General features: G+C 71.6%; 10 protein-coding genes. 8 read left to right on the forward strand and 2 right to left on the reverse strand.

Annotated elements, in window-relative coordinates; all coding sequences use genetic code 11:
- Position 1 precedes the first annotated feature (1 nt).
- Positions 2–2,383 carry a HelD family protein gene (locus BAY60_RS31580; protein WP_425466496.1) on the reverse strand — a complete coding sequence of 794 codons (2,382 nt, stop codon included), beginning with the start codon at positions 2,381–2,383 and terminating at the stop codon, positions 2–4.
- A 206-nt stretch (positions 2,384–2,589) separates the two neighbouring features.
- Between BAY60_RS31580 and BAY60_RS31585 the strand changes: the two genes are divergently transcribed.
- Positions 2,590–3,243 (forward strand): PadR family transcriptional regulator, encoded by a 654-nt coding sequence (locus BAY60_RS31585; protein ID WP_112285058.1) that lies wholly within the window; start codon positions 2,590–2,592, stop codon positions 3,241–3,243.
- A 217-nt stretch (positions 3,244–3,460) separates the two neighbouring features.
- Positions 3,461–4,660, forward strand: coding sequence for an FAD-dependent monooxygenase (locus tag BAY60_RS31590; protein ID WP_112285059.1), 1,200 nt, complete (start codon positions 3,461–3,463; stop codon positions 4,658–4,660).
- A gap of 85 nt (positions 4,661–4,745) precedes the next feature.
- Here the strand turns inward: BAY60_RS31590 and BAY60_RS31595 are convergent, their stop codons facing one another.
- Positions 4,746–5,726, reverse strand: coding sequence for a heme o synthase (locus BAY60_RS31595; protein ID WP_112285060.1), 981 nt, complete (start codon positions 5,724–5,726; stop codon positions 4,746–4,748).
- Between the two features lie 312 nt (positions 5,727–6,038).
- Between BAY60_RS31595 and tkt the strand changes: the two genes are divergently transcribed.
- The 6 genes from tkt to pgl all read left to right on the forward strand — a co-directional run bounded on the left by tkt (position 6,039) and on the right by pgl (position 14,266).
- A complete protein-coding gene (gene tkt, locus BAY60_RS31600; protein WP_112285061.1) occupies positions 6,039–8,138 on the forward strand; it encodes a transketolase in 2,100 nt (699 codons plus the stop codon).
- A gap of 24 nt (positions 8,139–8,162) precedes the next feature.
- The gene (gene tal, locus BAY60_RS31605) at positions 8,163–9,278 is read left to right on the forward strand and encodes a transaldolase (protein WP_112285062.1); all 1,116 of its coding nucleotides are present in this window, start codon (positions 8,163–8,165) and stop codon (positions 9,276–9,278) included.
- Positions 9,279–9,284: 6 nt separating this feature from the next.
- A complete protein-coding gene (locus BAY60_RS31610; RefSeq protein WP_112285063.1) occupies positions 9,285–10,904 on the forward strand; it encodes a glucose-6-phosphate isomerase in 1,620 nt (539 codons plus the stop codon).
- A complete protein-coding gene (zwf, locus tag BAY60_RS31615) occupies positions 10,901–12,430 on the forward strand; it encodes a glucose-6-phosphate dehydrogenase (protein WP_112285064.1) in 1,530 nt (509 codons plus the stop codon). The genes BAY60_RS31610 and zwf overlap by 4 nt, the downstream gene beginning before the upstream one ends.
- On the forward strand, positions 12,427–13,419 hold the full coding sequence (opcA, locus tag BAY60_RS31620; RefSeq protein WP_112285065.1) for a glucose-6-phosphate dehydrogenase assembly protein OpcA: 993 nt from the start codon (positions 12,427–12,429) through the stop codon (positions 13,417–13,419). The genes zwf and opcA overlap by 4 nt, the downstream gene beginning before the upstream one ends.
- A gap of 64 nt (positions 13,420–13,483) precedes the next feature.
- Positions 13,484–14,266 carry a 6-phosphogluconolactonase gene (gene pgl / locus BAY60_RS31625; RefSeq protein WP_112285066.1) on the forward strand — a complete coding sequence of 261 codons (783 nt, stop codon included), beginning with the start codon at positions 13,484–13,486 and terminating at the stop codon, positions 14,264–14,266.
- Positions 14,267–14,306: the final 40 nt, after the last annotated feature.

The raw sequence follows: 14,306 nt of genomic DNA on the forward strand, positions 1-14,306 counted from the left end.
CTCACCGGGCGTTTTGTGCGCCCGAGAGTGCCTTCAGCGGCGCGGAAGTGTGGACGATGCCGAGCCGTTTCGTCGCCCGCGTCAGCGCCACGTAGAGATCGTTGAGCCCGCGCGGCGACTCGTCGACGATCTCGCCGGGAGCCACCACGACGACCCCGTCGAACTCGAGGCCCTTGGCCCGGTCGACCGTGAGCACCGACACACGCGGGGTGTCGTCCTCGGGCGTGGTGCCGCCCGCACCGGCGAGCTCCCCCGCCAGCTCGCCCTCCAGCGAGGCCGGGCACAGCACGGCCACCGTGCCGCCGTCCACCCTGGCCAGCTCACCGTCCACGACGAAGCCGATCCGGCTCGTGACCTCCTCGCGGGGCAGGCATTCCTGCCAGGGCTCGTCCCCCGTCTCGCGCACCGACACGGGCGCCCGCAGCTCCGGGTCGATCTCGGCGAGCACGTTCGCGGCGAGATCCATGATCTCGGCCGGGGTGCGGTAGTTGACGGTCAGCTCGCGCAGCCGCCACCGGTCCTCGACGTAGGGCCCGAGCACGTCCGCCCACGACGACGTGCCCGCGGGCGAACCGGTCTGCGACACGTCCCCGACGAGAGTCATCGACCGGCTCGGGCAGCGCCGCATCAGCAGGCGCCAGTCCATCGCCGAGAGCTCCTGCGCCTCGTCGACGATCACGTGCCCGAAGGTCCACGTACGGTCCTGGGCCGCCCGCTGGGCGGCGGTGAGCCCGCTGCTCGCCTCCTGCCGCTCGGCCAGCAGCTCGGCGTCGAGCACGTCGCGGACCCGCAGCACCTCCTCGTCGATGATCTCCTCGTCCTGCTCCAGCACGTGCAGCACGCCCTCGGCGTAGGCGCGCTCCTCGCGCTCCCTCGCCGCGCGGCGCGCACGGGCCTCGGTGTCGTCCTCGCCGAGCAGTTCGGCCAGCTCGTCGAGCAGCGGCACGTCGGCGGGCGTCCACAGCGAACCGGGCCTGCGCAGCAGCGCGTCGCGGTCGGCGCCGGCGAGGTGGCCGCGGGTCGCCGACTCCAGCCGCGCCGGGTCGGTCAGCAGGTCGGAGAGCAGCTCCTGGGGCGTCAGCTTCGGCCACAGCGACTCCAGCGCCGCCCTGACGTTCTTGTCGTCGGCCAGCTCGTGGCGGATCGTGGCGAAGTCGCGGGCGTCCAGCAGCTCGCCGTCGTCGGTCTCGTCGCCGTCGAGCGGAATCTCGAGGATGTCGTCGAGGATGTTCGACTCGAGCCGCTCGATCGACTGGGTGGTGAGGTGGTCGAGCAGCCGGTCGGCGAACACCCGGCGGGCCAGGTTGTGCGGGCGCAGCGTGTCCCTGGCCTTGGCCCTCGCTCGCTCACATGTGGCGCGGTCGAGGGTGAGCAACTCGCCCTCGACGTCGATCTCCAGCACGTCACCGGGCACGGTCTGCCGGTCGGCAACGGCCTGCCGCAGCACGTCGACCATGCGGGCCCTGCCCTTGACCTCGGCGGCCTCCGGCGAGTCGAGGCCGGTGGCGGACAGCCCGGGGAACAGCTCGCCCACCGTGGCCAGCAGCACCCCGGTCTCTCCCAGCGAGGGCAGCACCTGGCCGATGTAGCGCAGGAACGTGCTGTTGGGTCCCACGACCAGCACGCCGCGCGTGGTGAGCTGGCGGCGGTAGGTGTAGAGCAGGTAGGCGGCGCGGTGCAGCGCCACGGCGGTCTTGCCGGTGCCGGGGCCGCCCTGCACGACGAGCACGCCGTTGAGGTCGGCGCGGATGATGCGGTCCTGCTCGGCCTGGATCGTGGCGACGATGTCGGACATCTCCCCGGTGCGCCTGCGCTCCAGTGCCGCCAGCAGGGCCGCCTCCCCCGCCAGGCCGAGGTGGTCGGTGTGCTCGGCCGAGCCGAGATCGAGCACCTCGTCGTCGACGCCCACGACCGTGCGGCTCAGCGTGCGGATGTGCCTGCGCCTGCGCACGCCGTCCGGCGAGGCGGCGGTGGCGAGATAGAACGGCCGCGCCACCGGCGCGCGCCAGTCGATCAGCAGCGGCGTGTAGTCGTCGTCCTCGTCGAACAGCCCCAGCCTGCCGATGTAGATCGGCGAGTCGCCGTCGTGGCCCTCGGCGAAGTCCAGCCTGCCGAAGCACAGGCCCTGCTCGACGGAGTTGAGCTGGGCCAGCCGGTCGCTGTGGGTGTTGGTGGCCGCCTCACGCTCGGCCTGGGCCTGCGGCGGCCCGCCGCCGGAGCGCAGCGCCTCCTGCAGCCGCCTGCTGGTGAGTTCCCGCTCGCTGTCGAGCTTGCCGTAGAGCATCGACACGTACCGCTGTTCCGCGGCGATCTCGGCGGTCTTGCCGGTGTTTTCGCTGTGATCTCTGTTCGAGGATTCCCGGTTGGACGGGGACACGGACAAGAGCAGCCCACTTTCGCGAGAGGTAACGGGATGGCCGAGTTATAACGAACGCCGCCCTGCCGGAATTCCCAGCCCCACCACCTCGTGAGTGTCCAGCCCCGGTGAGAACGCGGCGGAACCTTCACGACCCGTCCGCGGCTGGAGGCTGGCGGGCAATACTCGTTTGCGTATACTCGTTGACAAGTAATCGTCAGCGAGGTGAAGCGATGGCCGGTCGGCGGAAGGTGAACAACCTCCTGGCGCTCGCGGTGCTGTCCGCCGTCGTCGAGCGGCCGATGCACCCCTACGAGATCGCCTCCGTGCTGCGTGCGCGTGGCAAGGAGGACGACATGCGGATCAAGTGGGGCTCCTTCTACACGGTCGTGCGCAACCTCGCCAAGCACGGGTTCATCGAGGTCGTCGACAGCACGCGCGAGGGCGCGCGCCCCGAGCGGACGGTCTACCGGATCACCGAGGCCGGTCACTCGGAGCTGGTCGACTGGGCCCGTGAGCTGGTGTCCACACCGGCCCGCGACCAGTCCTCGTTCAGGGCCGGGCTCTCCGTGCTGGCGGGCCTCTCCCCCGACGAGGCCACGGAACTGCTGCGGCAGCGCCTGGACGCCCTGCGCGGGGAGAACGCGGCCCTGCGCGAGTCGCTGGAGCGGCACCGCAAGGACGTGCCCCGGCTCTTCCTGGTCGAGGACGAGTACCAGCTCGCCATCAGCGAGGCCGAGGAGAGGTGGGTCGGCTCGCTGGTCGACGAGCTCGCCTCCGGCACCTTCCCCGGCCTGCCGCTGTGGCGGCAGTGGCACGCCACAGGCGAGCTGCCGCCCGACGTGGCGGCCGCACAGGATCGGCAGGAAAGGGGGACGCAGACCTGAACGCGGCCCCGGCGGGACGTTGCCGCGTCACCGCCGGGGCCCGAGGCCACAACCGGCCTCACGCTCGAGCCAGACCCGCGGAGCGAATCCGGCCACGAGGTCGCAGTCGCCAGGATAACCGGACTCCTCCCGGGCGTGTTCTCGAGCACGCGAGATCCACATCGGACAGCCGGTGCCGGCGGGTGCCGGCCCGGCGATCGAATCCTGGGAGGAAAACATGGCAAGCGTGCGAAGCGCACTGATCATCGGCGGAGGCGTCGCGGGACCCGTGGCGGCGCTGGCACTGCGCAAGGCCGGCATCGAAGCCACCGTCTGCGAGGCGTACCCGAACCCGGCCGACGGCATCGGCGGCGCGCTCGCGATCGCCCCGAACGGCCTGGCGGCCCTGGACGTGGTCGGCGCGCGGGACGCCGCCACCGACACCGCCCTGCCGATCCCCCGGTCGGCGTTGTCCTTCGGCGGCAGGCTCGTCGAGCTGCCCCGGCTGGCCGACCTGCCCCCGATGCAGATCGTGCACCGCGCCGACCTCCATCGCGCGCTGCACGAGACGGCCGCGGGCCAGGGCATCGAGATCCAGCACAACAAGCGGCTCGTGACCGCCGAGGAGGACGCCACCGGCGTCACCGCCCGGTTCACCGACGGCTCCACCGTGACCGCCGACGTGCTGATCGGCGCCGACGGCATCCACTCGACCGTCCGTACCCTGGTCGACCCGGACGCCCCCGGCCCCGGCTACACGGGCATGCTCGGCTTCGAGAGCGTGATCGACCGGCGCGTGGCCGGTGAGCCCGGCACGATGTTCTTCACCTTCGGCAAGCGTGCCTACTACCTCTACTGGCCGCTTCCGGACGGCCGCACCCACTGGGGCGCCAACCTGCCGCAGGACAAGCCGATGTCGCTCACCGAGGCGCGAGCCGTGCCCACCGAGGAGTGGCTGCGCCGGCTGCACGACGCCTACGGCGAGGACGACCCGGGTGGCAGCCTGGTGCGTCACATCGACCCGGAGCGCCTGCACGTCACCGGGTCGCTGCACATCATGCCGAGCGTGCCGCACTGGCACCGGGGGCGCCTGGTGCTGGTCGGCGACGCGGTGCACGCGCCGTCCAACAGCTCGGGGCAGGGCGCCTCGCTGGCCATCGAGAGCGCCGTCGAGGTGGCCCGCTGCCTGCGCGACCTGCCCGACCCGCAGAGCGCGTTCGCCGCCTACGAGGCCCGCAGGCGGCCACGCGTGGAAGGGATCGCCGCCCGCGCCGGCAAGATCAACCAGGCCAAGGCGCCGGGCCGGTTGGCGAAGGCACTGCTGCCCGTGATGATGCGGGTGCTGCTGAAGACGGCCATGAAGCCGGAGAAGACCTTCGGCGCCGAGCAGCGCTACCGCATGGACTGGAACGAGCCCGCCACGCTCGTGAGCGCGTAGCCGCGGGTGAACCCGGCTCCTCATTCACGACTCGCTCGTGAGTGTCGAGCCGGGTTGCCTCCGGCTCAGCCCTCACGAGGCAGCATCAGAACGGCAGACCCAGCACCGGAAGGCCGATCGCCGAGTCGACGGCGAGCGCGACGAACACGATCATCAGGTACGTGTTCGAGCGGTGGAACAGCGCCATCGGCCGGGTCTGCTCGCCCCGCCGCACCGCCGCGAACAGCCGGTGGGCGTAGAACAGGAACCACGCGCCGGCCAGCGCCGCGAACGACGCGTACAGCCAGCTGGTGGCCGGGGCCAGCAGCAGCGTCCAGCCGACCATCACCCACGAGTAGACGACGATCTGTTTGGCGACGTGCAGCGGGGTCGCGACCACGGGCAGCATCGGCACGCCCGCGCGCTCGTAGTCCTCGCGGTACTTCATGGCCAGGGCCCACGTGTGCGGCGGCGTCCAGAAGAAGATCACACCGAACATCACGAAGGCGGGCCACTGCACGGTGCCCTCGACGGCGGCCCAGCCGATCACCACCGGCATGCAGCCCGCCGCGCCACCCCAGACGACGTTCTGGGGGGTCCGCCGCTTGAGCCCCAGCGTGTAGACGAAGATGTAGAACAGGATCGTGCCGACGGCCAGCAGCGCGGCGAGCAGGTTCACCGTGAGGTAGAGCACCGCGAACGAGCACAGGCCGAGCGAGAGCCCGAAGATGAGCGCGCCACGCCTCGGCACCGAGTCCCGCACCAGGGGGCGGCGCCGCGTGCGGTTCATCACCTTGTCGATGTCGGCGTCGATGACGCAGTTGAGCGCGTTGGCGCTGCCCGCGGCCATCGTGCCCCCGACGAGCGTGGCCAGCACCAGCCACGGCGAGGGGATCTCGCGCCCCGCGAGGAACATCGCGGGGATCGTGGTGACGAGCAGCAGCTCGATGACCCTCGGCTTGGCGAGGGCGGCGTACGCGCCGACCACACGTCGGATACCTCGCCGGCCACCGGCTGGGGACTCGCCAGTGGGATGCACGGCGCTGGTGTTCTCACTGCGCCCGTGCGCAGCGTGCACCAACGACATTTCGCTCCCTGCGTCAGACGTACCTCGGTGGCGGCCTTCGCGCGACCGGCACCTTGACAGATCGTAGTAGAGGCTCGCCGCGGCTTCAGGGGCGGCACCCGCGAGCGGCGCCGCCGGGCCCCGCATCACCTCCCGCGCGGACCCTCGCCCCGACGTCCTAGGCTGAGCCAGGTCGGACCCGTCATCCGTGTTACCTGGTGAGATCAGCCGGGTACCCGGCACGGGATCGATTAAGCTCGGTGGCGGCCGGGACCACCGGGTAGTCAGGGACAGCAGAAGAGACGCGCAGACCAAACCCAGGAGCCGAGTTCAGTGTCGGAAATCGCCTCGACCGCCGAGAACAACCCACTACTGCGCCGGAACTACCCGGCCGACTGGACGGATCTGGACACCCGCGCGGTGGACACGATCAGGGTACTGGCCGCCGACGCGGTCGAGAACTGCGGCAGCGGCCACCCCGGCACGGCCATGAGCCTCGCGCCGGTGGCCTACTCGCTGTTCCAGCGGATCATGCGGCACGACCCGACCGACCCCGAGTGGCCCGCCCGCGACCGGTTCGTCCTGTCCGCGGGCCACAGCAGTCTCACCCTCTACATCCAGCTGTTCCTCGCCGGCTACGGGCTGGAGATGGAGGACCTCAAGCAGCTGCGCAAGTGGGGCTCGAGGACGCCCGGCCACCCCGAGTACCGCCACACGCCGGGCGTGGAGACCACCACGGGACCGCTCGGTCAGGGCCTGGCCAACGCCGTCGGCATGGCCATGGCCGCGCGTCGCGAGCGGGGGCTGCTGGACCCCGAGGCCCCCGAGGGCGAGAGCGTCTTCGACCACCACGTCTACGTGATCGCCTCCGACGGAGACATCGAGGAGGGCGTCACCTCCGAGGCCTCCTCCATCGCGGGACGCCAGGAGCTGGGCAACCTCGTGGTGATCTACGACGACAACAAGATCTCCATCGAGGACGACACCAACATCGCCCTCTCCGAGGACACCGCCAAGCGCTACGAGGCCTACGGCTGGCACGTGCAGGTGGTGGACGGCGCCGAGGACGTCGTCGCGTTCGAGGAGGCCGTCGCCGCCGCCAAGGCCGAGACCACCCGCCCCTCGTTCATCCTGCTCCGCACCGTGATCGGCTACCCGGCACCGAACAAGATGGACACGGGCAAGGCGCACGGCGCCGCGCTCGGCGCCGACGAGGTCGCCGCCGTCAAGGAGATCCTCGGCTTCGACCCCGAGCGCAGCTTCCACATCGACGACGACGTGCTGGCCCACACGCGCGGGGTCGTCGACCGCGCCAAGACCGCCCGCGCGCAGTGGCAGGAGCGTTTCGACGCCTGGGCCGCCGCCAACCCGGAGCGCAAGGAGCTCGCCGACCGGCTGCGCACCCGCAGCCTGCCCGCAGGCTGGGCCGAGAAGCTGCCTGCCTGGGAGCCCGACGCCAAGGGCATCGCGACGCGCAAGGCCTCCGGTGAGGTGCTCAACGCCATCGGCGACGCGCTGCCGGAGCTGTGGGGCGGCTCGGCCGACCTGGCGGAGAGCAACAACACGATCATCAAGAACGCCGACTCGTTCGGGCCCGCAGGCGCCAGCACGGACATGTTCTCGGCGCAGCCGTACGGCAGGAACCTGCACTTCGGCGTCCGGGAGCACGCGATGGGCTCGATCCTCAACGGCATCGCCCTGCACGGCGGCACCCGGCCCTACGGCGCGACCTTCCTCATCTTCAGCGACTACATGCGGCCCGCCGTGCGGCTCGCCGCGTTGATGAAGGCCCCGGTCGTCTACGTCTGGACCCACGACTCCATCGGTCTCGGCGAGGACGGCCCGACGCACCAGCCGATCGAGCAGCTGGCGTCGCTGCGCGCCATCCCCGGCCTCAACGTGGTGCGGCCCGCCGACGCGAACGAGACGGCGGCCGCGTGGAAGGCCGCGCTCGAGGACATCCACGCCCCCACGGGCCTCGCCCTGACCCGGCAGAACGTCCCGGTGCTGGAGGGCACGAGCACCGAGGGCGTCGCCAAGGGCGGCTACGTGCTGGCCGAGGCCTCCAACGGCTCGCCGGAGGTGGTGCTGATCGCCACCGGCTCCGAGGTCCAGCTTGCCGTCGAGGCCAGGAAGACCCTGGAGGCCGAGGGCGTTGCCACGAGTGTGGTGTCGATGCCGTGTGTGGAGTGGTTCGACGCGCAGGAGCAGAGCTACCGCGACGCCGTCATCCCGCCCACGGTCAAGGCCAGGGTCGCCGTCGAGGCCGGTATCGCGCAGCCGTGGCACCGCTTCGTCGGTGACGGCGGCGAGGTCGTCTCGATCGAGCACTTCGGCGCCTCGGCCGACTACACCACGCTGTTCACGGAGTTCGGCTTCACCGCGGAGGCCGTGGTCGCCGCGGCGCGCCGCACGCTGGAGAAGAACGCCTGACCACAACCGAAGGGGATTTGCGTCATGAGCACTAGCGACCGGCTTGCCGCGTTGTCGCAGGCAGGCGTGTCGATCTGGCTCGACGACCTGTCGAGGGAGCGGCTCACCTCCGGCAACCTCGCCGAGCTCATCCGCGACAAGCACGTCGTGGGTGTGACCACCAACCCGACCATCTTCGCCTCCGCCCTGTCCCAGGGCGAGGCCTACGACGAGCAGGTGCGCGAGCTCGCGCAGCGGGGCGCCGACCTGCACACCGCCGTCCGCGAGCTGACGACCACCGACGTGCGCAACGCCGCGGATCTGTTCCGCGACGTCTACACCGCCACCAGCGGCGTCGACGGCAGGGTGTCCATCGAGGTCGACCCCGGCCTGGCACGGGACACCGAGAAGACCGTCGCCGAGGCCGCCGACCTGTGGAAGGCGGTCGACCGGCCGAACATCTTCGTCAAGATCCCGGCCACCGAGCAGGGCCTGCCCGCGATCACCAGCACGCTCGCGCAGGGCATCAGCGTCAACGTCACGCTGATCTTCTCGGTGGAGCGCTACCGCGCCGTGATGGAGGCTTTCTTCGCCGGGCTCGAGCAGGCCAAGGCCAACGGTCACGACCTGCGCGGCATCCAGTCGGTGGCGTCGTTCTTCGTGTCCCGGGTCGACGCCGAGGTCGACAAGCGGCTCGAGGCGATCGGCACCGACGACGCGCTGGCCCTGCGTGGCGAGGCCGCCATCGCCAACGCGCGGCTCGCCTACGCCGCCTACGAGGAGCTGTTCGCCTCGGACCGCTGGGCCGCGCTCAAGGCCGAGGGCGCGAGCCCGCAGCGCCCGCTGTGGGCGTCGACCGGCGTGAAGAACCCGGAGTACTCCGACACCCGCTACGTCGACCAGCTCGTGGTGGCCGGAACGGTCAACACCATGCCGGAGAAGACGCTGTTCGCCGCGGCCGACCACGCCGACATCACCGGCGACCGGGTGTCCGGCACCGGCGCGCAGGCGCAGGAGGTGTTCGACCGGCTCGCCGCCGTGGGCATCGACGTCACCGACGTGTTCCTGACCCTGGAGAACGAGGGCGTCGAGAAGTTCGACAAGTCCTGGTCCGAGCTGCTCGACACCGTCACCGGTCAGCTCGACAAGGCAAAGGGCTGACACCCGATGGCCGGAGAACCGACAGCAGTCACCATCTCCGACGCCGCACTCGACGCCGCGGCGGCGCCCCTGCTCGACAAGCTGGTCGCCGACGCGGTGGCGAGCAAGCTCACCGGGGCCGACGCCACGCTGTGGGGCGCCGACGCCGAGTCCGAGGCGTCGATCCGGTTGTCCTGGACCAGCCTGCACAAGAGCTCCCGGCCGCTGATCGGCGAGATCGAGGCACTGCGGGCGGAGCTGCGCTCCGAGGGCGTCGACCGCGTCGTGCTGGCCGGGATGGGCGGCTCCTCGCTGGCGCCCGAGGTGATCACCGGCACGGAGGGCGTCGCGCTCACGGTGCTCGACACCACCGATCCGGGCCAGGTCGCCGACGCGCTCGCCGGTGACCTGGAGCGCACCGTGCTGGTCGTGTCGTCCAAATCCGGCACCACCGTCGAGACCGACAGCCACCGGCGGATCTTCACCAAGGCCTTCGCCGAGGCCGGGGTCGACGCGGCCCGGCGGATCGTCGTGGTCACCGACCCGGGCTCACCGCTGGCCGAACTCGGTGAGGCCGAGGGCTACCGCAGGGTGTTCCTCGCGGACCCCCACGTGGGCGGCCGCTACTCGGCACTGACCGCCTTCGGCCTCGTGCCCGCCGGGCTGGCGGGCGCCGACGTGGCCCGCCTGCTGGACCAGGCGGCGAGCGTGGCGGACACGCTGGCCGCCGACTCCGCCGACAACCCGGCGCTGCGGCTGGCGGCCGCACTCGGCGCCGCGCACGCCGACGGCGCCGAGAAGGTCGTGCTGGCCGACACCGGCTCGGGCATCGCCGGGTTCGGCGACTGGGCCGAGCAGCTCATCGCCGAGTCGACCGGCAAGCAGGGCACCGGGCTGCTGCCCGTGGTGGTGGAGAACCCGGGGGCACCCGGCTTCGCGGGCGCGGCGTCCGACGCCACCCCGGTGGCGGTGGGGCCCGCCGTGGACGGCGCGAAGATCAGCACCAGCGGCCCGCTCGGCGCCCAGTTCCTGCTCTGGGAGTACGCGGTGGCGGTGGCGGGCAGGCTGCTCGGCATCAACCCGTTCGACCAGCCCGACGTCGAGGCCGCCAAGAAGGCGGCCCGTTCGCTGTTGGACGACCCGCAGGCGCTGCACGGCACCGCCGAGCCGTCGGCCGTGCTCGGCTCGGTGGAGGTCTACGCGTCGGCCGGTACCACGGGGGAAGGGTCGCTGGCCGACGTGCTGCGCGAGTTCCTCGGCACCGTGCCCGAACGCGGCTACCTCGCGGTGCAGGCCTACCTGGACCGGCTGGACGACGCGTCGGCGGCGCTGCTGCGTCCCGAGCTGGCCAGGCGCACCGGCGCCCAGACCACGTTCGGCTGGGGTCCCCGGTTCCTGCACTCGACGGGGCAGTACCACAAGGGTGGCCACCCCAACGGCGTCTTCCTGCAGCTGACGGGCGCCGCGGAGGACGACCTGGACGTGCCCGACCGGCCCTACTCCCTCGGCACCCTGCAGCTGGCCCAGGCGCTCGGCGACGGCCAGGTGCTGGCGGCGGGCGGCAGGCCCGTGCTGCGGCTGCACCTGACCGACCGGGCCGCGGGGCTCGCCGACGTCATGCGCGCCGTACAGGAGCTCGGTTCATGACCCGCAACTGGACCAACCCGCTGCGCGACCCCCGGGACAAACGGCTGCCGAGGATCGCCGGGCCGTCGAGCCTGGTGATCTTCGGCGTCACCGGGGACCTCTCGCGCAAGAAGCTGATGCCCGCGATCTACGACCTGGCGCACCGCGGACTGCTGCCCGCCGGGTTCTCCCTCATCGGCTTCGCCCGCCGAGAGTGGGAGGACCAGGACTTCGGCGAGCAGGTGCACGACGCGGTCGCCGAGCACGCCCGCACGCCGTTCCGCGAGTCGGTGTGGAACCGGCTCGCCGAGGGGATCCGCTTCGTGCAGGGCAGCTTCGACGACGACGACGCGTTCGACCGGCTCGCCCAGACCGTGCGCGACCTGGACACCGAGCGTGGCACGGGCGGCAACACGGCGTTCTACCTCTCCATCCCGCCGTGGGCGTTTCCCGTGGTGACCAAGCAGCTCGCCCGGTGCGGGCTCGCCGAGTCCAGCGAGGACGTGTGGCGGCGCGTGGTCATCGAGAAGCCGTTCGGCCACGACCTGGCCAGCGCCAAGGAACTCAACGCGATCGTCAACGACGTGTTCCCCGAGGAGTCGGTGTTCCGCATCGACCACTACCTCGGCAAGGAGACGGTGCAGAACATCCTGGCGCTGCGCTTCGCGAACCAGATGTTCGAGCCGATCTGGAACGCCAACTACGTCGACCACGTGCAGATCACGATGGCCGAGGACATCGGTCTCGGCGGCCGGGCGGGCTACTACGACGGCATCGGCGCGGCGCGCGACGTGATCCAGAACCACCTGCTGCAGCTGCTGGCGCTCACCGCGATGGAGGAGCCGGTCTCGTTCGACCCGAAGGCGCTGCGATCCGAGAAGGTCAAGGTGCTGGGCGCCACCCGTGCGGTCGGGCCGTTGGACGAGACCACCGCGCGGGGGCAGTACTCCGGCGGCTGGCAGGGCGGCAAGAAGGTGCCCGGCCTGCTGCAGGAGGGTGGCTTCTCCAAGGACTCCACCACCGAGACCTACGCCGCGGTGACGCTGGAGGTGCAGAACCGGCGCTGGGCCGGAGTGCCGTTCTACGTCCGCACCGGCAAGCGGCTCGGCAGGCGGGTCACCGAGGTCGCCGTGGTGTTCAAGCGGGCCCCGCACCTGCCGTTCGACTCCACCTCCACCGAGGAGCTGGGCCAGAACGCGCTGGTGATCCGGGTGCAGCCGGACGAGGGCGTGACGATGCGCTTCGGCTCGAAGGTTCCCGGCACCACCATGGAGGTCCGGGACGTCACCATGGACTTCGGCTACGGCCACGCGTTCACCGAGACCTCGCCGGAGGCCTACGAACGGCTGATCCTCGACGTGCTGCTGGGCGAGCCGTCGCTGTTCCCGGTGAACGAGGAGGTCGAGCTGTCCTGGCAGATCCTCGACCCGGTGCTGGAGCACTGGGCCAAGGGCGGCTCTCCCGAGCCCTACCAGCCGGGGTCGTGGGGTCCACCGTCGGCGGAGCGGATGCTCGAACGCAGCGGCAGGCACTGGAGGCGCCCGTGATCATCGACCTCCCATCCACCACCACCTCGCAGCTCAACAAGAAGCTGGTCGAGCTGCGGGAGCGGGGCGGCGCGGTGGCGCTGGGCCGGGTGCTGACCCTGGTCATCGCGGCCGAGGACGACGACCAGCTCGAGGAGGCCATCGACGCGGCCAACGAGGCCAGCCGCGAGCACCCGTCGCGGGTGATCGTCGTGGCCAAGGGCGCGCGCACGGCGGCGCCGCGCATCGACGGCCAGATCCGCATCGGCGGCGACGCCGGCGCGAGCGAGGTCATCGTGCTGCGGCTGTACGGCCCGCTGGCAAGCCAGGGACAGAGCGCCGTGGTGCCGCTGCTGCTGCCGGACGCGCCGATCGTCACCTGGTGGCCCGGCGGCGGGCCGAAGGCGCCGTCGAAGGACCCGCTCGGGGAGCTCGCCCAGCGGCGGATCACCGACTCGGCGGCGGACAAGAACCCCATCCGCGCGCTGCAGGCGCGGGCCAGGTCCTACACCGACGGCGACACGGACCTGGCGTGGACGCGGCTGACGAACTGGCGCGCCCAGCTGGTGTCGGCGCTGGACCTGCCGCCGTACGAGCGCATCACGGGTGCGTCGGTGACCGGTGAGGCCGACTCGCCGTCCACGGAACTGCTCGCGGGCTGGCTCGCCGAGTACCTCAAGGTGCCGGTGAAGCGCATCAAGACCACGAGCGCGCAGGGCATCGTCTCGGTGTCGCTGGACCGGCCGTCCGGGCCGATCGAGCTGCACCGCCCCGACGGGCGCACCGGCACGCTCACGCAGCCGGGCCAGCCGACGCGCCGGATCGCGCTGCAGCGGCGCGACAACCGCGACTGCCTGATCGAGGAGCTGCGCAGGCTCGACCCGGACGAGATCTACGAGGCGGCGCTGCAGGGGCTGGGCAAGCTGTCGACGCCCCGGAAGAAGACCTCCACCGCCTCCGCCGCCTCCGCCGGGAGGAAGAAGGCGGCGTCGGCGAAGGCGAAGGCATGACCCGCGCCGGGTCATGCCTTCGCCACTGTCCCGCTGTCACCGACGAGGTCGCGAAGGACACACCATGAGCACCACCTCAGAGGTCGTCATCTACGGCAATCCGGACCTGCTCGCGGCCGCGAGCGCCGCCCGCCTGGTGACCAGGCTCGTGGACCTGCAGGCGGCCAAGGGTTCGGCGTCGCTGGTGCTGACCGGCGGCGGCACCGGCATCGCCGTGCTGGAACAGCTGCGCCAGTCCCCCGCCAGGGACGCGATCGACTGGTCGCGGCTGGACCTGTACTGGGGCGACGAGCGCTTCGTCCCGCGCGAGGACGACGAGCGCAACGAGAAGCAGGCCAGGCAGGCGCTGCTGGACCACGTGCCGGTGGACCCGGAGCGGGTCCACGCCATGGCGCCGTCCGACGGCGAGTTCGGCGACGACCCGGACGCGGCCGCCGCCGCGTACGCCGACGTGCTGGCCGCCCACGCGCGGCCGGAGGACCACGGCGACGTGCCGACGTTTGACATCATGCTGCTCGGGCTGGGGCCCGAGGGGCACACGGCGTCGATCTTCCCGGAGTCGCCTGCCGCCTACGAGTACGACCGGTCGGTGGTGGCGGTGCGCAACTGCCCGAAGCCGCCGCCGACCCGCGTCTCCCTCACGTTCCCGGCCATCCGCAGTGCCGCGGAGGTGTGGCTGCTGACCACCGGTGAGGGCAAGGCCGACGCGGTCGCGATGGCCCTCGCCGGTGCCGGCGAGGTGCAACTGCCGGTCGCGGGTGCTCGGGGCAGGCGACGCACCCTGTGGCTGGTCGACAAGGCCGCGGCGAGCAAGCTCGGCAACGTGCCCACCACCCCCCACATGTAAGTTTTTGCCCCTGTGAACGTCCCGTTTCGCTGCGCACTGT

The sequence above is a fragment of the Prauserella muralis genome (assembly GCF_003202285.1).
In the GTDB taxonomy this organism is placed as follows: Bacteria; Actinomycetota; Actinomycetes; order Mycobacteriales; family Pseudonocardiaceae; genus Prauserella_B; species Prauserella_B muralis.

Excerpts from the sequence above, each read along its gene's own strand:
- BAY60_RS31585 (WP_112285058.1), top strand. The coding sequence starts at position 2,590 with ATGGCCGGTCGGCGGAAGGTGAACAACCTCCTGGCGCTCGCGGTGCTG.
- BAY60_RS31590 (WP_112285059.1), top strand. The coding sequence starts at position 3,461 with ATGGCAAGCGTGCGAAGCGCACTGATCATCGGCGGAGGCGTCGCGGGA.
- BAY60_RS31595 (WP_112285060.1), bottom strand. The coding sequence starts at position 5,726 with ATGTCGTTGGTGCACGCTGCGCACGGGCGCAGTGAGAACACCAGCGCC.
- tal (WP_112285062.1), top strand. The coding sequence starts at position 8,163 with ATGAGCACTAGCGACCGGCTTGCCGCGTTGTCGCAGGCAGGCGTGTCG.
- BAY60_RS31610 (WP_112285063.1), top strand. The coding sequence starts at position 9,285 with ATGGCCGGAGAACCGACAGCAGTCACCATCTCCGACGCCGCACTCGAC.
- zwf (WP_112285064.1), top strand. The coding sequence starts at position 10,901 with ATGACCCGCAACTGGACCAACCCGCTGCGCGACCCCCGGGACAAACGG.
- pgl (WP_112285066.1), top strand. The coding sequence starts at position 13,484 with ATGAGCACCACCTCAGAGGTCGTCATCTACGGCAATCCGGACCTGCTC.